The sequence below is a fragment of the Marinobacter lacisalsi genome (assembly GCF_042651045.1).
In the GTDB taxonomy this organism is placed as follows: Bacteria; Pseudomonadota; Gammaproteobacteria; order Pseudomonadales; family Oleiphilaceae; genus Marinobacter; species Marinobacter lacisalsi.
Genome location: NZ_JBHSDI010000010.1, coordinates 110,333 through 133,351, shown reverse-complemented (window position 1 = coordinate 133,351; position 23,019 = coordinate 110,333). Strand labels below are relative to the sequence as shown.

The window sequence follows — 23,019 nt, the reverse complement described above, 5'->3', positions numbered from 1 at the left end:
GCCAGGCGGATTGCGTCATCCATCCTGATGCCTCTTGCTCATACCTCGGGGCGCGATAGTTTACGCCATAATGGGGGCTATTTCACACCTTGCCACTCAGCCCCGGCGCCAGCTGGTGCCTTCACGGCTGTCGTCGAGAATAATGCCCTTTTCCTGCAGTTCGTCGCGGATACGGTCCGCTTCGGCAAAATTTTTCTCTTTTCTGGCGGTCGCCCTGGCCTCGATCATGGCCTCGATCTGCTCGGCGGACAGGTCATCGGGCACGCCGGCCTTGAAGAACGCCTCCGGGTCCTGCTGCAACAGGCCCAGCACCCCGCCCAGACGGACCAGCACCGCCGCCAGCTCACGGATACGGTCTTCATCCCCATCCCGTCGTGCCTGATTCAGCGCTCCGGCGACACCGTGCAGCACACTGATGGCACCTGCGGTATTGAAGTCGTCGTCCATCACCTCGTGGAACTGGCGGTCATAGTCGCTCTCCGGTACGTTCTTGCCCGGAATCACGCCACGCAGGGCGTGGTAAAGCCGCTCCAGCGTCTGACCGGCCTCGACCAGATTGTCCTCGGAGTAATCCACCTGGCTGCGGTAATGGCTCGACACCAGGAAATAGCGCACCACTTCCGGTGGATAGCTGTCCAGAATCTCACGGATGGTAAAGAAGTTGCCCAGGGACTTGGACATCTTCTCCTTGTTCACCCGGATGGCACCGGCGTGCATCCAGGTATTGACGAAATGATGGCCGGTAGCGCATTCAGACTGGGCGATTTCGTTCTCGTGGTGCGGGAACAGCAGATCCGGCCCGCCACCATGGATATCAAAGGTGTCACCTAGGCATTTGGTGGACATGGCGGAGCATTCGATATGCCAGCCCGGACGCCCGTCACCCCAGGGTGATGGCCAGCTGACCTCCCCTGGCTTGGCGGCCTTCCACAGGGCAAAGTCCGCCGGGCTCTTCTTGGCCTGCTCCACATCCACACGGGCGCCGGCCAACAGGTCTTCCAGCTTTTTCTTGCTGAGTTTGCCGTAGCCGTCAAAACTGTCGACGGAGAAATAGACATCGCCATTATCCGCGGCATACGCATGGCCCTTGTGGATAAGCTGATGGATCATGGCGATGATCTCGTCAATAAAATCCGTAGCTTTTGGCTCTTCATCCGGGGCCTGCACGCCCAGCCGGCGCTCGTCCTCGTGCATGGCGCGGATCATGCGATCGGTCAGATCAGTGAACGTCTCACCGTTCTCATCGGCCCGGCGCAGGATCTTGTCGTCAATATCGGTGATATTGCGAACATAGTGCACATCGTAGCCCCGGTGACGCAGATAACGGGTAATCACATCAAAGGCCACCAGAACCCGGGCATGGCCCAGGTGACAGTAGTCGTACACCGTCATACCACAGACGTACATGCGCACCTTGCCCGGCTGAATGGGCTGGAAGTCTTCCTTTTGCTGGCTGAGGGTGTTGTAGATTCTAATCACGCGTTCGGCATCCAGATCATGCGTTAAATGAATTGGGACTACACGGCAACTGACTGGCTCGGAGCAGGACAATCAGAACGTCCGGGAGGGAAGCCAACGGGGAGGTCCTTCCGGGACACGCCGTGAATACATCCCTGTAGGCTCTTCAAAAACGTCCCTGTTTTTGAAGGTCCCGGAAGGACCTCCCCGCCGGCTTCCACCAGCCTTTGTGGTTTACGCCTTTCCCTTACCCCACGAGTCCCGCAGGGTTACGGTCCGGTTAAACACCAGGCGCCCGGACTCGGAGGCCTCTTCATCAAAGAAGAAATACCCCTCCCGCTCGAACTGATACGGCAGATCGCCCCGGGGCTCGCCCAGGCTCTTCTCCGCCCTCACCTTCTCCAGGCGCACCAGCGAATCCGGGTTCAGGTGGTCGGTGAAGTCGCCGGTCTTGTCACTGTCCGGATTTTCGTGGTTGAACAGCCGATCGTAAACGTTGATATCCGCTTCCACACTGTCGGTTGCAGATACCCAGTGGATAACACCATTGGGCTTGTAGCCTTCCGGGTTCACGCCCAGGGTGTTCGGGTCGTACTCGCACCGGAGCTCGACGATCTCGCCACTGTTATCACGGACAATCTCGCGACAGGTCATCACATAGCCGCCACGCAGCCGCACCGCCTGATCGGGGGCCAGCCGCTTCCACTTGCGGGGTGGCTCCTCCACGAAGTCTTCCCGGTCGATGTACAGCTCGCGGGTCCAGGGCACCTGGCGCGTTCCCATATCCGGATTCTGGGGGTGCACCGGCAGCTCCAGGGTTTCTGCCTTGTCTTCAGGATAATTGGTCAGGGTCACCTTCAGGGGTCGCATGACACACATGGCCCGGGGCGAATGGGTGTTCAGGTCCTCCCGGATGGCATGCTCCAGCATGCCCACATCCACCGTGCCACCGGCCTTGTTGACACCAATCATGTCGCAGAAGGTGCGAATGGAAGCCGGCGTGAACCCACGGCGGCGCAGGCCGGAGATAGTGGGCATACGGGGGTCGTCCCAGCCATCCACGTGGCCTTCGTCCACCAGGCGCTTTAACTTGCGCTTGCTGGTTACCGTGTAGTTCAGGTTCAGCCGGGCGAACTCGATCTGCCGGGGCTGGCACGGGGCGGAAATATTCTGGACCACCCAGTCATACAGCGGGCGATGGTCCTCGAATTCCAGGGTGCACAAAGAGTGGGTAATCCCCTCCATGGCATCAGAAATCGGATGGGTAAAGTCATACATCGGGTAGATGCACCACTTGTCGCCGGTCTGATGGTGGGTGGCGTACCTGACCCGATAAAGGATCGGATCCCGCAGGTTGATGTTCGGGGACGCCATGTCGATCTTCGCCCGCAGTACCAGCTCGCCATTGCCAAACTTGCCGTCGCGCATATCCCGGAACAGCTGCAGGTTCTCTTCCACGGGGCGGTCACGGTAAGGGCTGTTGCGGCCCGGCTCTTTCAGGGTGCCACGGTACTCGGTCATCTCCTCGGCCGTCAGGGCACAGACATAGGCCTTACCCTTTTCAATCAGCTCCACCGCGAAATCGTAAATGGCGTCAAAATAGTCCGATGCATACCGCACATCGCCGGCCCACTCGTAGCCCAGCCAGCTGACATCCCGTTTGATGGAGTCTATGTATTCCTGCTCTTCCTTTTCAGGGTTGGTGTCATCGAACCGCAGGTTGCATTCACCACCGAAGGTGTCCGCAATACCAAAATTCAGGCAGATGGACTTGGCGTGACCAATGTGCAGGTAGCCGTTGGGCTCCGGCGGGAACCGGGTAACTACCTTGCCGGTGTGCTCGCCCTTCTCGATGGCGTCTTCGATCAGGCTCTGAATAAAGTTGTGGGCTTTCTTCGACTCGGCGCTCATAAGGTCTCGAAATGAAAGAAGTGGATCTGAAACCGCCTATTATACGCATAAAAGGCGGCGGGACTCATGCATGGCTGCCAACTCTTGCGTACAATATTCTGAAATCGATGACGAATAGCCCACACAGGAAAACCCGATGATTCTGCTGAAAACCACACACGGCGATATTACGCTGGAACTGGACCACGACAAGGCCCCGGAGACCGCGAAGAACTTCGAGCAGTACGTTCGCGATGGCTTTTACGACGGCCTGATTTTCCACCGCGTGATTCCCAACTTCATGGTTCAGGGCGGTGGTTTTACCCCGGACATGCAGCCCCGCAAGACCCGTGAACCGATCCAGAACGAAGCGGATAACGGTCTGAGCAACATGCAGGGTACTGTGGCCATGGCCCGTACCATGGACCCGCATTCCGCCACCGCGCAGTTCTTTATCAATGCCGAGAACAACGGCTTCCTGGATCACACCGCGAAGAATGCCGACGGCTGGGGCTACTGCGTGTTTGGCAAGGTGGTGGACGGTATGGACACGGTCAACCGTATTCGCGCCGTACGCACCGAAAGCCGGGGCATGCACGACGACGTCCCCAGTGAGAATGTGATCATCGAGAAAGCGGAGGTGATCGAAGACGGGGGAGAAGTGTGACCACCCGTTTTATCTCGGACCTCCACCTGGAAGAAGCTCGTCCTGACATCACCCATGCCTTCCTCGCCTTCCTGAAGGACAAGGCCATGGGCATCGATGCGCTTTATATCCTGGGGGATTTCTTCGAAGCATGGATCGGAGACGATGAGGAAACACCGCTGCAGAACCAGGTAGCCGAGGCACTACGCGCTGTCAGCGACAGTGGCACTGCCATCTACCTGATGCACGGCAACCGGGATTTCCTCATCGGCGAGGACTACAGCAGTCGTTGCGGCGCCACCCTGCTGCCAGATCCGACAGTGGTGGATCTGTATGGCACCCCCACCCTGCTGATGCACGGCGACAGCCTGTGCACGGCTGATGTGGAGTACCAGAAGTTCCGTACCACCATGCGCAATCAGCAGTGGCAACAGATGTTCCTGCAACGCCCCCTGGCCGACCGCCAGACCGTGGCCCGCCAGCTACGGGAAATCAGTATGGCGAAGAATCAGGGCAAGGAAGAGTTCATCATGGACGTCACGCCGGAGGAAGTGGTCAGTGAAATGGAAGCGCACCAGGTGCAACGTCTGATTCATGGCCACACCCACCGCCCGGCGGAACACGAACTCGAAGCCAATGGCCAGCCGGCAAAGCGGATAGTACTGGGCGACTGGGCCGAAAACGTCTGGTGGCTGGACGTGTCGGCTGGCGAAGAACCGGTACTGAAAAAACAGCCGCTGGAATAAATGGATGCCGCCTCCGCTACGGGGAGTCTGATATGTCACTTTACAGGACAGCCCAGTATCGGCGGCTTGCCCAGACTATGGCATTGGCGTTTGCCTGGCTGTTGCTGGTTCGTGTAGCGCTTATCCTGCACAGCGGTGTGCTTCCCGAGATCGGGCGCATGCTGCTGAGTGATCTTGCGGGGGCCGCCATTCTGGCTGGCCTGCTGACGCTTGCCCGCACCTTCCTGCTCAGATGGGTGCTGCTGATTGGTCTCAGCGGCCTGCTGATGACCGCAGCCATGCACCTGGCGGCCCATGGCACCTATCCTCGCCTGTCCATGGTGGCCAAGAGTGCCGACCCGGTGTTCCTGGCCTCCTCGGTAATCAGCCCCCACCTGTTGCTCCTGCCGGTCTACATCGGCCTTGCCTGGCTGCTGCTCAGGGCCTACCGCTGGCTGGTCCCGATCCCGCCACACCAGAACTCCTCTGCCGCACTGTTGGTGATAGCCACTACCCTGGTCTATCTGGCCGCGTCTCACAGCCTGACGACCTCCAGGAACAATGTGGTGGCCAGCATGCTGGCACAGGTCCCGGGCGCAATCCTGGCGCCTGCCGGGTCGCAGATCGGCAAGGAAGTCGCAAAGAACGCCACCCCGGACGAGGATGATGACTACTTCCAGGCGGACCTGGCCCGACCGGATGTGGACGACCCTCCCAATGTCCTGCTGATCATGGTGGAAGGCCTGTCGGCCGGGTACTTCCCCTCAATCAGCGAGTATCACGGCCTCACACCCGCCATTTCGCTGCCGGAGCTTGAAGCCACCCTCAGCGACAAGGGCTTCCGTTTGTATCGCAACATGCTCAGCATGGAACGGCAAACGGATCGTGGCACCTTCGCCATCCTTTGCGGCCAGTATCCGGACTTCCAGCGCCTGTCCACAAAGCTGGAGGATGTCGCCAACGGCGAAGCCTTCCCGGTCTGCATGCCCGAACTGTTGCGTGCCCATGGATACATCACCGCCTACTGGCAGGCTGCACCCCTGGAATACATGAGCAAGGACCGGTTCATGCCGCGGGCCGGCTTTACCCGGGTGACCGGTGCGGACGCGTTTGATAAGGGAGGCGAGGAGCCTGAGGGCTGGGGACCGCCGGATCCGGTCTACTTTGCTGACGTGGCACGACGACTGCAAGAACTTGACCAGAGCGAGTCCAGGTGGCTGGTAACCCTGCTGAACGTGGGTACACACCACCCGTTCAATACCGGCGGCAGAATTGCTGGCGATACGGCAGAAGACAGTAACGAGGCCCCACCACTGCCAACCGACCCCCAGGAAGCCCGCCGCAACGCCATGTCGGTGATGGAAGAGGAGCTGATCAGTTTCCTGGGTAACATGGAGCATGCCGGAGTGCTGGACAACACGCTGGTCATTCTCACCTCAGATGAGTCCGGCGGTTTCGTGCGCCAGGGCCAGGCCTTCTTTCCGCTCAATGGCAATACCGGAGTGCTGGCAGTACGGCCGCCCCGGCCCGGGCGCCTGGAGGATTACGCAGACCGTGATCGCATCGTGGCACAACTGGATATCCCCCTGACGATTCTTGACGCTACCGGTGCCGCCGAATCGGGCGGGCCCATGACCGGACGCAGCCTGTTGAGTCATGGCGATGATGTAGAAAGGGAACTGATGCTGGCCGATACCTATACCGGGATGAAATTTTTTCTTCGGGAGTCGGGGAGCTTACTGGCCTGCACTGAAAGCCTTGTTCGTTGTCAGACCTGGCAATTCACCCCCGGCCGCCTTTTTGGATCACTGTCGCCTTCAGACCAGCAGCCCTTTCTGACCCTTGAGCAACGCCTGCATCTCTTCGGCGAATCCGCCAAACTGTCCGCAGGGCCATCCGTCGACGCCCAATGATGAGACTGCTTATCGACACCCTCGGCATCCTGCGCAGGCACCGGCGCAGCCTGTTGCTGTACCACCTGTTCTTTACCGGGCTCACCCTGGCCCTGGTGGGACCGGCAGTCAACGCCCTGTTCTCCACCCTGGAGCCGGTAACCGGCCAGGGCGCGATCAGCACCGGCGGTATTGCGGCATTCCTGCTGTCGGCTGGCGGCCTGGTGTGGATGGTCGTCACCCTGACCGCGATCCTGGCCAGTTTCACGCTGGAACAGGCCGGAATGATGGTGATTGCCTCCTCGGTGGATCGTGCCGGCGAGTACCGGCTGACCCTGGCAGCCCTCTGGCTGGTGGCCCGGCGATCCGGTCGGCTGGTATTGCTGGCCCTGCTACAGGCTCTGGGGCACCTGATTGTGGCCATGCCCTTCCTGCTGACACTGGCGCTGGCATGGTGGGGCCTGTTGTCCGACTACGAAGCCTATTTTATCCGGGTAACCCGCCCTGCCGAGCTGTGGTGGTTCGTTGGTATTGCTGTGTCAGCCCTGGCGGGCATGGTGGTCTGCAACGGCTGGCTGTTCCTTCGCTGGAGCCTGGCGGAGCCCATCGCGACCCTGGAACAGACAACGGCCATGGGGGCGCTGGAGGAAAGCAGCCATCGCATCCACGACAGCAAACGCCAGCTGATTGTCCCCATCGGCCTTTTCGGGGGGCTGCTGTTTCTGCTACCACTGCTGATCACCTACGCGTTCCAGCTAATGGGCACCCCCTATCTGAGCCTGTTTCCAGACAGCCCGAGGGCCCTGACCCCGGCGATTACGGCCTATATAGCCCTGTATCTGCTCACCATGGTTGTAACGGTCTTTGTGCTGTCGGCCGGGTACAGCCTGCTGATCTACCGGGTATACCTGACCACCAGTGGACACTCACACCATCACCACGCCCCGACCCCGCCCAAAGCGACCGGCGTGAGGGCCTTGCTCGCAGAAACCATACTGCTGGCCGTTGCCATTACCCAGGCACTGATGATCGTGGGGGCCTTTGGCGTTCAGGATAAGGTGTCCATCACCGCCCACCGGGGCAACGCGTTCGCTGCCCCGGAAAACACCGCCAGTGCCCTGGAGCAGGCCATTACTGACGGCGCTGACTTCCTTGAAGTGGACGTTCGCATGACCGCGGATGGCACGCTGATACTGTGGCATGACGCCGACCTGCAACGGGTATATGGCCGCCCCGAACGTATTTCCGAACTCTCCTGGGCCGAGATCCGGACACTGGACGCGGGAGCCTGGTTCTCACCCGTTTTTGCCGGCGAACGGATCCTGACGCTAACGGAACTGATTGAACTGGCAAGGGGGCGGGTCAACCTGTTCCTCGATCTCAAGCCGGATCACAAAAGCCGTGACCTGGCCCGCGAAGTCGTCAGCGTGCTTCGCCGTGAAGACGCCCTTGAGGGAACCGTCATCGCAGCAGCCGAACGCCACGTTCTGAATGATGCCAGGGCCATGGAGCCCAGCCTGCGAACGGCTCTGCTCGCCGAGTTCGTGATCGGCCCCCTGCGTGACGAGCAATTCGATATCCTCGGCCTGCGCTACAACCGCATTACCCCGGGAGCCGTTGCCCGTGCCCGACAGCTTGGGTACGAGCTATACGTCTGGACGGTCAACCAGCCCGAGGATATGTCGAAGTTCATCGATATGGGCGTAGACAGCATCATCACCGACAGGCCCGACGTGCTGGCCCGGATACTGGCGGAACGCAAACAGCTTTCAGACGCCGAACGCCTGGCGGTCAAGCTTCGCAGCTGGCTGAAATGACCGTGACCGGACTCACTGGTCATCGGGCTCCCGGTAGGTATCAACACGCTTCAACCAGCCTGCCAACCACTGTTCCCGTTCAATGGGACGTTCGGCCAGCTCCGCCCGCGAGGTGAGTACTTTCGCCGCTGCCTCCCTGAACTGCTCAAGTACCGTAACGGTGGCCAGTTCCTTCTCGGGCATGGCCTCCAGCACCTGCAACAGCCCCCAGCCGACACCCCGATAACGCTCGGACTCGGCCAGCCCCTCCCCTTTGAAGTTCACATAGTCGATCAGGGCGTAGGTTCCGCCGGGCGTCATTGTCAGCGCGTTGATCTTTGCCCGGGTGCGGCCGGGGTTGTCCGAAGCAGCCACGACGTCAGTCATGGCATCCCTGGCTCTCGACATCAGAAAGGCGGCCTGGACGGCCGGTGTGGCCGACAGCAGCTGACGCAGCTGATCGACTCGACTGTCCTCCTGTTCCGCCCGCAGGAAAGCCTCACGATCTGGCCAGGGCGCCCCCTCCGGCGCCTGCCGGAGCAGCCACTGGGGCACATCCACGTCCTGTGCCCCCATATAGGCCACCAGCGATGGAAAACTCTCCACAAATGGGCCGCCGCCACCTACCGGATACCAGATGAAATGGCCGATACCGAGAGAGGGGAAAGGCTCCCCCCGGTTCCAGTGAACCAGACAGGACGGGCGTAAGTCGCACTCATTGCGGAACACCTGGCGGCCGACCCACTCCAGCTGGCTGTCGGTTATCACCAGCGTTGGCGGCGGGTCTGACTGCATAGCAACGCAGCCCTGCGCCAGGCTAATGACGGCAAGGTAAAGGAAGACCATCAGGTATGTTCGCAAACGATTACCCCTCATGCGGATCCGTAGCCACCGGAAATTTGGCGTAGCCCGTAGAGGCCTCCATGGCGTACTGATGGAACCGGCTATCAAACGTCCATAACTGCTCATAACGGCCTACATTCACACCATGGCGTTGATGAGAGGAGAAATACTCGGGTTCCTTGGTCAGGGCCGGGCAGAGGTCAGGATGGCCGCAGAGGTAGTCATAGAGGGAAGACGTCCCACACTTCATGGCTCCGATGATAAGCAGGTAACGGTCACGCGGGATGACGCCTGGCATCGTTGACTCCCTGTCAGAATGAATATCATGGAACTTCCTTAATCTGGAGTGTAGCAAAATCAGGAGACGGTGGAACACGTTCGCCGGGTGTTACCGGGCATTGCATCCTTTCTGAACGGGTGGTCAGGCCGCCCAAAAAAACCCCGGACGGGGCCGGGGTTCAAGTCGAAGGGTCTTGATGTCTTACTGCTCTACAAAGGCACGCTCGATGACGTAATGCCCGAGGTCACCCTGGCGGGCTTCCCTGAAGCCCATGTCATCCAGGATGCGGCAGGTGTCCTTGAGCATGCTGGGGCTGCCACAGACCATGAAGCGGTCGTTCTCCAGATCAAAATCCTGCAGGCCGAGATCCCTGGTCAGTTTGCCGGTCTGCATAGCGTCGGTCAGGCGACCCTGATTACGGAACGCCTCACGGGTTACCGTCGGGTAGTACAGCAACTTGCCGTCCACCATCTCGCCGAAATACTCGTTCTTCGGCAGGCCTTCGATCTCCTCCTGGTACGCCAGTTCGGACGCATAGCGGACACCGTGGGTAACGATGACCTTGTCGAACGCCTCGTACACTTCCGGGTCCTTGATGATGCTCATGAACGGCGCCAGACCGGTGCCGGTGCTGATCAGCCAGAGGTTCTTGCCTGGCAGCAGGTTGTCCAGAATCAGGGTACCGGTAGGCTTGCGGCTGACCAGAATCTCGTCACCCACCTCAATCTTCTGCAGGCGTGAGGTCAGCGGGCCATCAGGCACCTTGATGGAAAAGAACTCCAGTTCCTCCTCGTAATTGGCGCTGGCAATGCTGTAGGCCCGCATCAGGGGCTTGCCATCCGTCTCAAGGCCGATCATGGTGAAATGACCGTTCTTGAACCGGAAGCCCGGATCACGACTGGTGGTAAAGCTGAACAGGGTGTCGTTCCAGTGCTTGACGCTGGTAACGGTCTCTACGTTCATCTTGCTCATAGTAGTCAATCCGCCTGAATCTCTGGGTTTCTTTCAAAACATGGTAAATGCGATTGTTTGTATGGTACCTGACGGGTAACCTATCGATGAAATGGGATATTTTCATAACGTTATTCGAGAAAACCGATTATGAAGTACAGTTTCCGCCAACTTGAGGTTTTCCTGGCCGCCTCCCACTACCAGAACATTACCCGGGCGGCGGAGTCACTGGCCATGTCGCAGTCCGCCGCCAGCAGTGCCCTGAAGGAGCTGGAGAACCAGTTCGACATCCAGTTGTTCGACCGGGTCGGCAAGCGTCTGCAGCTCAACGAGCTGGGCCGGCTCTACAGGCCCAAGGTAGAGAGCCTGCTGGCCCAGGCCAACGAGCTGGAGCAGGCGTTCAGCAAGCACACAGAAGCGGGCGCTCTGAAGGTGGGCGCCACCCTGACCATCGGCAACTATCTGGCAGTGGGCGTAATGGCACAGTACATGGAGTCTGCATCCCGGCCCCGGGTGTCGCTGGAGGTGGCCAACACCAGCACAATCGCCCGCCGTGTATCGGACTTCGAGCTGGATATCGGGCTCATCGAGGGGGAACTGCAGGCACCGGAGCTGGAAGTCATTCCCTGGCGCCATGATGAGCTGATCATTTTCTGTTCACCGCAACATCCGCTGGCGAACAAGCAGGGGCTCACCGACGAGGACCTGAAATCAGCCACCTGGATAGCCCGTGAACCCGGTTCCGGCACCCGCCAGACCTTCGAAAGGGGCATGCACGGACTGCTGCCGGACCTGAATATCCTGCTGGAACTGGAACACACCGAGGCCATCAAGCGGGCGGTGGAGGCCAACCTGGGCATCGGCTGCCTGTCCCGGGTCTGCCTGCAGGATGCCTTCAACCGGGGCTCACTGGTGCCACTGAGGGCCGCTGCCCATCGGCGCTTTGACCGGCAGTTCTACTTTATCCTGCACAAGCAGAAGTATCGAAGCGCGGGGATCGATCGGTGGATGGAGCTTTGCCGTGATCTGCCCTGAGAAAGCCGGAGCTTCTGATGCCTCAGGCGGACGCAAAAACCACAGCGTTGCGACCTGCCTCCTTTGCCCGATATAGCGCACGGTCGGCTGCATCCAGCAGCTCAGTAACGGTATTATGGCCCCGGTCTGAGGTTGCACTGCCGAGGCTGAGCGTAATGACCCCGGCGGGGGAATCCGGGTGAGCAATCCGCAGGGCTTCCACCGCTTTTCTCGCCTGCTCTCCTATTGTGACGGCGCCCGCCCTGTCGGTGCCAGGAAGGACGATAACAAACTCCTCGCCTCCATAGCGGGCGACCACGTCTCCGGGGCGCCCACAGACCTGCTGCAGTGCGTCAGCCACCTGCTTGAGGCAACGGTCACCGTCGGCATGACCGAAACGATCGTTGAACCGTTTGAAATAGTCGACATCGCACATCAATACGGTAAGAGGCATCCGATAGCGGGCGACGTTGGTCCAGGCAACTTCCAGAACGTCATCAAGTTCCCGTCGGTTGGCCAGACCAGTGAGCTGATCGGTACCGCTGAGCCGCTCAAGGCGCTGATTGGTCAGCAGAAGCTCATGCTGGGTCTGATCGATACTGTGGCGGAACAGAAACAACACGACTGCTGATAGCGCCATACTGGCCACAACGGAGACACCAAACATAATGTGAATCCAGGGAGCTGGCACGGGGGCAGGCGTGCTCCCTGCCGGGAACAGAAAATAGGTAACCAGAAACAGAAACATCAGCAGCACCATCAGCCCGATGTATATCGACAGACGAGCCCGATGGAACAGGAACACCGCAACCGATGCCATGGTGAAATAGAAAAAATGGACGCCAGCGCTGGTGCTGATCTCGGAAGTGACTACAAAGATCTGCAGAGTCGCATTTACCAGTAACAAAACGCTGGCCAGCCAATATCTGCCCATACGGTTGAACAGAACAACGACGATATAACCCGTAATACAAATCATATTCGCCAGAAATACCGAAAGATAAAGACTGAAATCGGCAATGGCGTAGAAAAACTGGTAAGGAATGGTGGCAATCGCGCCGAACAGCGCCACCTGGTTAGCCAGCTCTATCTGACGTCTTATAGTAGCGGTCTGGTTACCGGCCCCCTGCCCCCAGAGGCGCCGCAGAACGTTCAGCATGCATAGTCTCCAGGCTGCCCTCTGCGTGGCCCGGCGAACCGGCCAGGCCTGCAGCTACACCATAGATCATAGGGGGCCGCTGTGGAAACGGAATTCCGTGTCGGGAGCTTCGATCAGGCCTTGCTCTGCTGAGAGAAATTCACTGATGCGCGCGACCACCGGCCCACCATTGGCCCGCTCCGCCAGCTTCAGATAATCCTGGTAATGCCGCGCTTTGGATTTCAGCAGGCTGTTGTAGAAATCCGCCAGGGTATCGTCCAGATGCGGCGCCAAAGCCGCAAAGCGTTCGCAGGAACGGGCCTCGATGATGGCCCCAACGATCAGCACATCCACCAGTCGACCCGGATCATCACTGCGGACCTCCCTCCGTCAAGGGGGAGCTGTAGGCGCCGGAGCTTGAAGTGATCCCCTGGCGCAATGACGAACTGGTGATTTTCTGCTCCCCGAAGCACCCGCTCGCCAACAAACAGGGCCTGACCGACGACGACCTGAAGTCGGCCACCTGGGTCGCCCGCGAACCCGGCTCGGGCACCCGCCAGACCTTCGAGCGCGGCATGCACGGCCTGCTTCCGGACCTGAATATTCTGCTGGACCTGGAACACACCGAAGCCATCAAGCGCGCCGTTGAAGCCAATCTGGGTATTGGGTGCCTGTCAAAGGTCTGCCTTGAGGATGCTTTCCAGAGAGGTTCGCTCGTGCCATTGCAGGCCGCGGCCCACCGTCGTTTTGATCGGCAGTTCTACTTCATCCTGCACAAGCAGAAGTACAAAAGTGCCGGTATTGATCGATGGATGGAGCTTTGCAGGAATCTTTAGTGCTCTGGCGCTCTCTTTTGATGCGTTCATTCTGCAACGTTGAGCCACATCAAGGTGCAAACCGGAACAAAGGATCTATAGTGATGATGGGTTTGGGTATTTTTTGAGCAAACGCCCAGAAGTCCATGCCCCAGGCACTTCATATCATTAAGTCTCGCCAATCTGGCAAATGTGAGCCAAGGGGAACTGAATCATGGATCATCGAATCAATCGGTCTGCCATACCTGCAATTTTGGCGGCGGGCATCGCCGCAGCACTGACCGGGTGCAGTGACAGCAGCAGCTCAGCGGGCACGCCTCAGCCTATCATTGAAGCATTCCTTACCGAACAGGCCAATCAGATTGGTGGCGCTACCACCGCCGCCGCCAGGGCCGACATAGGGGGAACCGACTGGGCGGTCTACAACATGGCCAACCGGCTCGCTATAACGCCTGTTCAGACAACGGCCGGGACCGTTCATGAGATTGCGCTGGAAAACTTTATCCAGGACATCCTCGTGATCCCCTACAATGGCAGAACCTATGCACTGGCTGCGGTGCGCGAATCCGGGATTGCCGTTGTCGATATCACTGACCCTTCCGCAATGGAGGTCCTGCACACAACCCCGGTCAATTACTACCAGGATGGCATCACCTACGCAGAAGGCGGCGGTGACCTGGTAACCGATGTCATTATCGAAGGCCATGGTTTCATCAAGTCACTTGAAACCGATGGCACGGATTTGTGGATCGCCAATGAAAGCTACGGCATCCATCGCGTGCCTCTTGCCAACATCGTCACCACCTCCCCACTCCTGGAAGAAGACGGCAGCCTTCAGATTGACCCAACAGCAGAGGTCTATACCCTCCAGTACTCCGGTGAGCATCCCTGGGGTGCCCCCGCCGACCTTCAGCTCCATGATGGTTACCTCTACGCTGCAATCGGGTTCCTGGGGCTTGGCGTCTATGATCCGGTCACCCTGGACCGGGTGGGTTATTACAACCTTTACACAGACACCAGTGTCACTGAAGACTGGTTCCTGGGAATGGATGTCACAACCGAGGTTGTCGACCCGGCAACGCATATCGATCCGGATACCGGTATGCCCAATTACAACCAGGCCTCATTCGAAATCCAGGATGTGTGGCATGGTGACGTGGACGCACCCACCCCCTGGGCCGACTTCGACCGTTACGGAAAATACTATTACAAAGCCAACAAGCTGGATGTAGAAACCTATAGCCCCGGGGGTGGCGACCGGACCCTGGTGTACATGGCATACGGACTGGCCGGACTGGTAGCGGTCGATGCCACAGATCTGGCAAACATCACCTATCAGGGCTACGCCCCGGCGGTACCAGCCCATGGCCCCGACGAACCAACCGGCGAGCAGTCACAGAGTCTGTTCCCCTACTTTGGCGTCGGCATGCTCAAAGAGGCAGGCGTTGTTGATGTCGAGGTGGACACAGCAAACAATCGGGTGCTGTATGCTGACCACTTCGCAGGACTTGTGGTACTTGAGAGCGCTGACGCGCCTGAAACTCAATGGCAGCAATCGGGGGCGCCCTATGACAACGACCTCTTCCCGGAAAGACTGCACTGGCCCGACTACGAATTCATCACGTCATATGACATGGGCGCCTGGGACCCGGATGACAATGAATCACTGCCAATCTGGATGTACCAGGCTCCAAGCCTGCTCGTTACCGGTGAGGTCAGCGGTCACGGTAACGCGCTGTTCCTGATGCCCGTTGTCAGCGACACCACCGGAGCTGTCGATGTTGTCCAGGCTACTGGCGCAGGTGGCCTGAACTTCATGGACCTCGGCGACCTGACCATCGCCGGTACCGACATGAGCAGCAAATTCAGTGTTCCTGCATACTTCGCCAGCACCGAAGAAACCTATGCCGCCGCAGACGGAATGCCCACGGCACCGCTGGCTGTCGGGCACACCCAGGGATTGGCTGCCTCGGGGCAATACCTTTACCTCGCAGACGGCCCCCACGGTATGAGTGTCTGGCAGATTGCCGATTCCAGTGGTATGCCAGTTGAAGAACCCCATGTAGTCGCCAACACCGTCGTGGACGAGTATGCCGTAGACAATCCTGATGGCACGACCATCTACCCCACCCCCCACGCCTACAATGTGATCCTGTCAGGAAACAACGAACTGGGCTACGTCATGTCACAAAGCCTGGGCCTGCGACGGGTGGATATCAGTGCGGCCGAAGATGGACAGGGCACGCCCGGCCTTCCACTGTTGCTTACTCCCCAACCCTCGGATTTCTACGAACATAACCTGGCTTCCGGGTCCTATGGTGGAATCAGCCGACAAGACCATGCTTATGATGTTGACTTCCACGGCGACTATGCGGTGGTGGCTGACGGGAGCAACGGTTTAACCGTTTACGATATGACCAAGAACCCGGCTGACGGCAGTGGAGCCCACGTGGTTGCGAATCTGGGATCATCAACCGGCAACCCCGGACTCGGCCGGGCCTCTGGCGTCGAACTCTGGACTCATCCGGACAACGGAAAGATCTATGCTTTCGTCGCGGCCGGCCACTCTGGCATTGCAGTGGTCGATATGAGCGGCCTGTTGGTGGATGGGACAACCCCCGGCATGGAACTGATCAAGATTTTCCAGCCCATCAAAATTGAAGAGGAGCTGGACGGCACCGTGCATATTGGTAAAGCCGATAGCCGAAGCATTGATGTGGACGTCGTTGGCGACCATGCGTACTTCAGCTACGGTGGTTTCGGTCTGCTCGCGTACCACATTGATGACCTGCTCGAACCCCTGCCCGAAGGCGTCGATCCGACCAAGATCTGGACCATGGGTAGCGGCGGCTATGATTACCGGCCCGAAGCCGTCGCCCAATATCGACTCTCTGCGGAGCCTGGCCTGGAAGACTCGGACCCCGAAGCGCTCTACATGACACTGCAGTACTTCCCGGCCGACACATTGTTGAGCGACGGCAATGGCAACTCATACACCCTTGACGAACCACGTCTTCTATTCTACGTCGCCTACGGGGAAGCCGGCGTGGCCAAACTGGACTGGAGTAACCCTGCCAGTCCCGTGCTGATGGAACACCAGCACACTGTTGGCGAAGCGACGGGAACCGCCATCGCCAACGGCCGGGTTTATGTGGCTGACGGCGGAGGAGGTCTGGTGATTTTCCGTCAGTAACGCTGATCGTTGAGAAACGCACAGGCCGGGCCGAACCCGGTCTGTGTGCGCTTCCGGAACCACTGACCAATACGTGATCTGGTCAATGGGTTACCGGCCCACTGTGAAAACGGAACTCTTCATCCGGCGCCTCAATTAATTCCTTCTCGATGGCAAGAAACTTCCCCACCCGCTCATCCACCGGCCCACCATTGGCCCGTTCCGCCAGCTTCAGATAATCCTGGTAATGCCGCGCTTTGGATTTCAGCAGGCTGTTGTAGAAATCCGCCAGGGTATCGTCCAGATGCGGCGCCAAAGCCGCAAAGCGTTCGCAGGAACGGGCCTCGATGATGGCCCCAACGATCAGCACATCCACCAGTCGACCCGGATCATCACTGCGGACCTCCCTCCGCAACCCGGCCGCATAGCGGGCTGGTGACAGGTGACAGTAGGTGACACCCCGCTTCTTCATGATCGCCAGCACCTGCTCGAAGTGCCGCAACTCCTCCCGGGCCAGGCGAGACATCTTGTTGAGCAAGTCGTGATTGTCCATGTAGCGATACATCAGACTGAGCGCTGTAGACGCAGCCTTTTTCTCACAATGGGCGTGGTCAATCAGCATCAGGTCCTGATTCGCCAGGGCATTGTCGATCCACGCCCGGGGCGTCGGGCAGGGAAGAAAATGCTGTATTTCGGCAAGGGCGGCGCTGGTTTCAGGCATGACGGTATCCGGCTGAGAGTTCAATTTGCGCGGGAGTATACCTCAGGATGTGTTCAGTCTCCGACCATAAGCCAACTTAACTTTAATGCCTGAATCCTATAGAATGCAGCGCCAATTCGTGGCCTTTTCCACACAACAACGCCCGCCAGCTCACGAGGCCCGCGCGGGTTTCCCCAACTGATGAGGGTCTATACCGTGTTAGAAGCATACCGTGAACACGTTGCCGAGCGCGAAGCTCTGGGCATCCCCCCCAAGCCTTTGAACGCCGAGCAGACCGCCGAATTGGTGGAGCTGCTGAAGAACCCGCCCAAGGGCGAGGAAGAGTTCCTGGTCTACCTGCTGGAAAACCGCATCCCGCCGGGCGTTGACGAGGCCGCTTACGTCAAGGCCGGCTTCCTGTCTGCCATTGCCAAGGGCGAGGCCACCAGCCCGCTGCTGAACAAAGAGAAAGCCGTTGAGCTGCTGGGCATGATGCAGGGCGGCTACAACATCGCCACCCTGGTTGAACTGCTGGACAATGATGAGCTGGCCAAGCTGGCCGGTGAGAAACTGAAGAAAACCCTGCTGATGTTCGACGCCTTCAACGATGTGAAGGAAAAGATGGATGCCGGCAATGCCATTGCCAGGGACGTGGTTGAATCCTGGGCCAATGCCGAGTGGTTCACCGGCAAGAAGAAGGTCCCGGAAAGCACCAAGATGGTGGTGTTCAAGGTCACCGGTGAAACCAATACCGACGACCTGTCCCCGGCTCCGGATGCCTGGTCCCGCCCGGACATCCCCCTGCACGCCCGTGCTGCCTATAAAATGGAGCGCGATGGCCTGAAGCCGGACGAGCCCGGCGTTACCGGCCCCATGCAGCAGATCGACGAGATCAAGAGCAAGGGCCTGCCGGTCGCCTTCGTGGGCGACGTGGTAGGTACCGGCTCCTCACGGAAATCTGCCACCAACTCGGTACTGTGGTTCTTCGGTGACGATATCCCGGGCGTTCCCAACAAGCGCGCCGGCGGTGTGTGTATCGGTAACAAGGTTGCCCCCATCTTCTTCAACACCATGGAAGACGCAGGCGCCCTGGTATTCGAAGCACCGGTTGATGACCTGAACATGGGCGACGTGATCGAGATCCGCCCCTATGACGGCAAGATCCTGAACGAAGCTGGCGAGACCATCTCCGAGTTCGGTTTCAAGTCCGACGTCATCCTGGACGAAGTGCAGGCTGGCGGCCGTATCCCGCTGATCATTGGCCGTGGCCTGACCACCAAGGCTCGTGCAGCCCTGGGCCTGGGCCCCACCGACATCTTCCGTCTGCCCAGTGATCCGGAAGAAGGCACCAAGGGCTTCACCCTGGGCCAGAAGATGGTCGGCAAGGCCTGTGGTCTGGAAGAAGGCCAGGGCGTTCGCCCGGGCACCTACTGCGAGCCCCACATGACCACCGTCGGCTCCCAGGACACTACCGGCCCGATGACCCGGGACGAGCTGAAAGACCTGGCGTGCCTGGGCTTCCAGGCGGACCTGGTGATGCAGTCTTTCTGTCACACCGCTGCCTATCCGAAGCCGATCGACGTGGAAATGCAGCACACCCTGCCCGACTTTATCCGTAACCGTGGCGGCGTTTCCCTGCGTCCGGGTGACGGTATCATCCACTCCTGGCTGAACCGCATGCTGCTGCCGGACACCGTGGGCACCGGTGGTGACTCCCACACCCGCTTCCCGATGGGCATCTCCTTCCCGGCCGGCTCCGGTCTGGTGGCGTTTGCTGCAGCTACCGGCGTCATGCCGCTGGATATGCCGGAATCGGTTCTGGTTCGCTTCAAGGGCGAAATGCAGCCGGGCATCACCCTGCGTGATCTGGTCCACGCCATCCCGCTGTACGGCATCAAGCAGGGCATGCTGACCGTTGAGAAGAAGGGCAAGATCAACGAATTCTCCGGTCGCATCCTGGAAATTGAAGGCCTTGAGCACCTGACGGTGGAGCAGGCCTTCGAACTGTCCGACGCCTCCGCCGAGCGCTCTGCAGCCGGTTGTACCATCAACCTGTCTGAAGAGTCCGTGGCCGAGTACCTGCGCTCCAACATCACCATGCTGCGCTGGATGATTGCTGAAGGCTATGGCGACCCGCGTACACTGGAGCGTCGCGCCAAACAGATGGAAGAGTGGATTGCCGATCCCAAGCTGATGCGTGCCGACAAGGACGCAGAGTATGCCCACGTGGTGGAAATCGACCTGGCCGACATCAAGGAGCCCATCGTCTGCTGCCCGAACGACCCGGACGATGCCAAATTCCTGTCTGAAGTGGCCGGCGACAAGGTGGATGAGGTGTTCATCGGTTCCTGCATGACCAACATTGGTCACTTCCGCGCCGCCGGCAAGTTGCTGGAGATGAACAAGGAACCCCTGAAGACCCGCCTGTGGATGTCTCCGCCCACCAAGATGGATCAGGCGCAGCTGATGGAGGAAGGCTACTTCAACACCTACGGCACCGCCGGTGTGCGCACCGAGATGCCGGGCTGCTCCCTGTGCATGGGTAACCAGGCCCGGGTGAACGCCAAATCCACAGTGCTGTCCACCTCCACCCGTAACTTCCCCAACCGTCTGGGTGATGGTGCCAACGTGTACCTGACGTCAGCGGAGCTGGCGGCAGTCGGCGCGGTACTGGGCAAGCTGCCGAGCCCGGCGGAGTATATGGAGTACGCCAAGGATCTGAACAGCATGTCAGCGGAAATCTACCGCTACATGAACTTTGATCAGATGGAAGAGTACTCCGATAAGGCGAAGTCCGCGGAAGTGGCCTGAACCTGACGCCCCGGAATACCGGGGCGACGGAAAGACAAAACGCCAGCCTTCGGGCTGGCGTTTTTTTATGTCAGATTGTAATTTCCCTGACACGCACTGACCGGCCTATAAAAAAGGGCCCGGAAGGGCCCTTTCACAACTTTACGTCTTGTGCGCCGTCGTATCAGCGTTCGATATGCTGGTACTCCCCGGCATCAGACGTGGCAAGGCTCACAACCACGATCGCAATCAAGGCAGCAATAAAGCCAGGAATGATCTCGTAAACACCCGGGCCACCCATGAATTCCGCGTTCCATCCCAATGAGATCCACACCAGAACGGTGCCCGCGCCAATGACCATGCCGGCGATGGCACCAGCACCATTGGTACGGCGCCACATCAGCGACAGGATAATCAACGGGCCAAAGGCTGCACCGAAGCCGGCCCAGGCATTACTGACCAGCTGCAGAACCATGGAATTCGGATCCGATGCAATCAAGGCTGCCACCAGACCAACCGCTACGACGCAGGCCCGCCCCACGTTGACGCATTCACGGTCAGTGGCTTCCTTGCGCAGGAACAGGCGATAGAAATCTTCTGTCAAAGAAGACGAGGACACCAGAAGCTGACTGGATATGGTGCTCATCACCGCAGCCAACAAGGCCGCATAGAGAAAGCCGGTGATCAGCGGGTGGAACAGCAGTTCGGACAGAATGATGAAAATCGTTTCCGGGTCGGCAACATCCAGCCCGTTACGCACCGCATAGGCGCGACCAAAAATGCCCAGCGAAATGGCGCCAATCAGCGAAATCCCCATCCAGGTCATACCGATATTCCGGGCAATTGGAACATCCTTCAGGGTACGAATCGCCATAAAGCGGACGATGATGTGCGGCTGCCCGAAATAGCCAAGCCCCCAGGTAACGGCGGACAGCCAGCCTACGATGGTCAGCCCTTCGGTCCATGACAAGAGCGTGGGATCAACTTCATTAAGCGTCTGCGAGGCTTGAGCAAAGCCACCGCCGCCTTCGCCAAACAGCACCACGGCCGGCATGATGACCAGCGCAACCATCATGATGCAGCCCTGAACAAAGTCCGTCATGCTTACGGCCAGAAAACCGCCCACAACCGTATAGGCCAGCACTACGCCCAGGGTAATCACAATACCCACGGCATAGTCACTCATACCACTGACATCGATGATTTCGGCAAATGCGCTTTCAAACAGCTTGCCACCAGCCACCAGGCCGGACGCCGTATAGACCGCAAAGAAGATGACGATAACGACGGCTGACACGGTTCGCAGCGACAACGCCTGCGTAGGGAACCGGTTGGCCAGGAAAGCCGGAATGGTAATCGCATTGCCGTAATGAACCGTTTGTTCACGCAGGCGAGGCGCAACAAAGACCCAGTTCAGGAATGCGCCCACAAACAGACCAATACCAATCCAGGCATCAGCCAGGCCAGACACAAACAAGGCACCCGGAAGCCCCAGGAGCAGCCAGCCACTCATGTCTGACGCCCCCGCCGACAATGCAGCAACCTTTGGACTCAGTGACCGCCCCCCCTAGCATGTAGTCTTCCGACGAAGACGTCGACGTACGCATCGCGTACAAACCGATGACAATCATCACCCCGAAATAAAGAAACAGACTTATCCAAACACCCGTAGCCATGCAGTTCCTCCAGTTTATCGACTCGGTCGGCCAAGCGACCGTCAGGCAAACCGCGCGCCCGTTAGCCGGACAGGCAAGTCATACCTTCTAGTTATTATGTTGATGGTGCACCAATTCCATTTGCGTTCTTGTCGTTCCTGTTCGTCGTAATCTGGCGCGCCGGGGCATCCGTCCATCGGATTGCGAAAGCCGCCACCGGCGCAACCAATACCATCCAGTATAGATGGCCAGCGAAAAGTGCCACTTCTTTGAGGCTCGCAGGTTCTGATCGGACAGATACCCTGCTCACAGAAGGGCTCTCTGACGGGCCAGTATCCGGATAGCGAATTAAGAATTATTTAATCTACTCTGGCTCAAGGGATCAGACTTCCGAATTCCTTCGAACTCTTTGTTAATTCCTACGATGTTTCAGAGGGCTGGTGTCTCACCAGGCGCGTCAGAGACGCTCACGGAGCTGGGTGGGAGTGAGCCCGCGATGCTTGCGGAGTGCGGTGGTAAAGGCGGACTGACTGGAAAAACCGGTGCGAAAACTGATATCCGCTACCGACAGTGAGGTGGTTCTCAGCATCTGACAGGCGTGATCAAGACGGGTGTTGAGCAGAAACCGGTAAGGGCTGGTTGCCATGGTCTCACGGAAAAGCTCGTGGAACCGACTCTGACTCAGGCAGGCCTGGGCGGCAAGGTCTTCAACGGTTATTCGCTCGTTCAGGTTCTCAAGCACGTACTGTCGGAGATTTTCCGGATCAAGACCAGGGCGGCGCAACGGTACCGTTTCCGCCCCCTTATCAAGCCGATCAGACAGCGCCAGCAGAATGGCCGTGGCGAGATGATCACTGATGCCCTGTTCAGTGGCAGAACGGCGTATCTCCGTAGCCGAAACCTGCACCAACTGCTGCAGATGGGCGTCAAGCCCCACGACTACCGGCTGACGGAACAGGCGACTGACCGTCAGGAAATCCCGATAATGGGGGTCCTGGGGCCGTGGATGCCAGGCATCCACATCAATCACCAATACCTGATTCTCACGCCCCCCGGAGAATTCATGGCGTATGGTCGCCGGCACCAGGCAAGCCCGCCAGGTATCCAGACGCCCTTCCATGCCATCAACGCTCACTTCGGTGCCACCATAGACTCCGATCACCGCCTGATGGTGATCATGGCGATGCTGGTGGGTAAACTCGGGAAGCGTCTGAAGTCGGGCGGACAGCATGGGTCGCTCTTCGGGGGTCCCGT

The 23,019-nt window shown here is 59.0% G+C and carries 16 protein-coding genes and 2 pseudogenes; 8 read left to right on the top strand and 10 right to left on the bottom strand.

Translation table 11 applies throughout. The annotated features are described in order from the left end of the window. Nucleotides 1-96: 96 nt before the first annotated feature. Together cysS and ACFOZ5_RS06490 are read right to left on the bottom strand one after the other, a co-directional pair. On the bottom strand, nt 97-1,479 hold the full coding sequence (cysS, locus tag ACFOZ5_RS06495) for a cysteine--tRNA ligase (RefSeq protein WP_379886211.1): 1,383 nt from the start codon (nt 1,477-1,479) through the stop codon (nt 97-99). A 213-nt stretch (nt 1,480-1,692) separates the two neighbouring features. Next, entirely contained in the window at nt 1,693-3,369 is a 1,677-nt protein-coding gene (locus ACFOZ5_RS06490; protein WP_379886210.1) for a glutamine--tRNA ligase/YqeY domain fusion protein, read from the bottom strand. Nucleotides 3,370-3,505: 136 nt separating this feature from the next. Between ACFOZ5_RS06490 and ACFOZ5_RS06485 the strand changes: the two genes are divergently transcribed. The 4 genes from ACFOZ5_RS06485 to ACFOZ5_RS06470 are packed head-to-tail and all read left to right on the top strand — an operon-like array spanning nt 3,506 to nt 8,428. Next, the gene (locus ACFOZ5_RS06485) at nt 3,506-4,015 is read left to right on the top strand and encodes a peptidylprolyl isomerase (RefSeq protein ID WP_379886209.1); all 510 of its coding nucleotides are present in this window, start codon (nt 3,506-3,508) and stop codon (nt 4,013-4,015) included. Continuing rightward, nucleotides 4,012-4,740 carry a UDP-2,3-diacylglucosamine diphosphatase gene (gene lpxH, locus ACFOZ5_RS06480; RefSeq protein ID WP_379886208.1) on the top strand — a complete coding sequence of 243 codons (729 nt, stop codon included), beginning with the start codon at nt 4,012-4,014 and terminating at the stop codon, nt 4,738-4,740. The genes ACFOZ5_RS06485 and lpxH overlap by 4 nt, the downstream gene beginning before the upstream one ends. A gap of 32 nt (nt 4,741-4,772) precedes the next feature. Further along, nucleotides 4,773-6,632, top strand: coding sequence for an LTA synthase family protein (locus ACFOZ5_RS06475; RefSeq protein WP_379886206.1), 1,860 nt, complete (start codon nt 4,773-4,775; stop codon nt 6,630-6,632). Next, nucleotides 6,629-8,428, top strand: coding sequence for a glycerophosphodiester phosphodiesterase (locus ACFOZ5_RS06470; RefSeq protein ID WP_379886205.1), 1,800 nt, complete (start codon nt 6,629-6,631; stop codon nt 8,426-8,428). The genes ACFOZ5_RS06475 and ACFOZ5_RS06470 overlap by 4 nt, the downstream gene beginning before the upstream one ends. Nucleotides 8,429-8,440: 12 nt before the next feature. Here the strand turns inward: ACFOZ5_RS06470 and ACFOZ5_RS06465 are convergent, their stop codons facing one another. From ACFOZ5_RS06465 to ACFOZ5_RS06455, 3 genes are all read right to left on the bottom strand, one after another. Then, nucleotides 8,441-9,268: a hypothetical protein gene (locus ACFOZ5_RS06465; protein ID WP_379886204.1), complete on the bottom strand. Its 828-nt coding sequence runs from the start codon at nt 9,266-9,268 to the stop codon at nt 8,441-8,443. 4 nt (nt 9,269-9,272) lie between these two features. Beyond that, complete coding sequence (locus ACFOZ5_RS06460) at nt 9,273-9,548, bottom strand: hypothetical protein (RefSeq protein WP_379886203.1); 276 nt, start codon at nt 9,546-9,548, stop codon at nt 9,273-9,275. Between the two features lie 183 nt (nt 9,549-9,731). Further along, on the bottom strand, nt 9,732-10,502 hold the full coding sequence (locus tag ACFOZ5_RS06455) for a ferredoxin--NADP reductase (protein WP_379886202.1): 771 nt from the start codon (nt 10,500-10,502) through the stop codon (nt 9,732-9,734). 129 nt (nt 10,503-10,631) lie between these two features. Between ACFOZ5_RS06455 and ACFOZ5_RS06450 the strand changes: the two genes are divergently transcribed. Then, nucleotides 10,632-11,516, top strand: a complete 885-nt coding sequence (locus ACFOZ5_RS06450; RefSeq protein WP_379886201.1) for a LysR family transcriptional regulator — start codon at nt 10,632-10,634, stop codon at nt 11,514-11,516. A gap of 22 nt (nt 11,517-11,538) precedes the next feature. On the opposite strand, the gene ACFOZ5_RS06445 is transcribed toward ACFOZ5_RS06450, so the two are convergent. Continuing rightward, nucleotides 11,539-12,654 carry a GGDEF domain-containing protein gene (locus ACFOZ5_RS06445; protein ID WP_379886200.1) on the bottom strand — a complete coding sequence of 372 codons (1,116 nt, stop codon included), beginning with the start codon at nt 12,652-12,654 and terminating at the stop codon, nt 11,539-11,541. A gap of 66 nt (nt 12,655-12,720) precedes the next feature. Next, nucleotides 12,721-13,023 (bottom strand): annotated as a pseudogene (gene miaE / locus ACFOZ5_RS06440) (tRNA isopentenyl-2-thiomethyl-A-37 hydroxylase MiaE); the annotation flags it as partial. A gap of 32 nt (nt 13,024-13,055) precedes the next feature. On the opposite strand from miaE (ACFOZ5_RS06440), the gene ACFOZ5_RS06435 reads away from it, so the two are divergent. Together ACFOZ5_RS06435 and ACFOZ5_RS06430 are read left to right on the top strand one after the other, a co-directional pair. Next, on the top strand, nt 13,056-13,469 hold the full coding sequence (locus tag ACFOZ5_RS06435; RefSeq protein ID WP_379886199.1) for a LysR substrate-binding domain-containing protein: 414 nt from the start codon (nt 13,056-13,058) through the stop codon (nt 13,467-13,469). Between the two features lie 193 nt (nt 13,470-13,662). Further along, complete coding sequence (locus ACFOZ5_RS06430; protein WP_379886198.1) at nt 13,663-16,641, top strand: hypothetical protein; 2,979 nt, start codon at nt 13,663-13,665, stop codon at nt 16,639-16,641. Nucleotides 16,642-16,723: 82 nt separating this feature from the next. On the opposite strand, the gene miaE (ACFOZ5_RS06425) is transcribed toward ACFOZ5_RS06430, so the two are convergent. Then, a complete protein-coding gene (gene miaE, locus ACFOZ5_RS06425; protein WP_379886197.1) occupies nt 16,724-17,341 on the bottom strand; it encodes a tRNA-(ms[2]io[6]A)-hydroxylase in 618 nt (205 codons plus the stop codon). Nucleotides 17,342-17,536: 195 nt separating this feature from the next. On the opposite strand from miaE (ACFOZ5_RS06425), the gene acnB reads away from it, so the two are divergent. Then, a complete protein-coding gene (acnB, locus tag ACFOZ5_RS06420) occupies nt 17,537-20,131 on the top strand; it encodes a bifunctional aconitate hydratase 2/2-methylisocitrate dehydratase (RefSeq protein WP_379886196.1) in 2,595 nt (864 codons plus the stop codon). 163 nt (nt 20,132-20,294) lie between these two features. Here acnB and putP read toward each other — a convergent pair. Beyond that, a pseudogene (gene putP / locus ACFOZ5_RS06415) lies at nt 20,295-21,786 on the bottom strand (sodium/proline symporter PutP). Between the two features lie 436 nt (nt 21,787-22,222). After that, nucleotides 22,223-22,996 (bottom strand): helix-turn-helix transcriptional regulator, encoded by a 774-nt coding sequence (locus ACFOZ5_RS06410; RefSeq protein WP_379886195.1) that lies wholly within the window; start codon nt 22,994-22,996, stop codon nt 22,223-22,225. Nucleotides 22,997-23,019 lie beyond the last annotated feature (23 nt).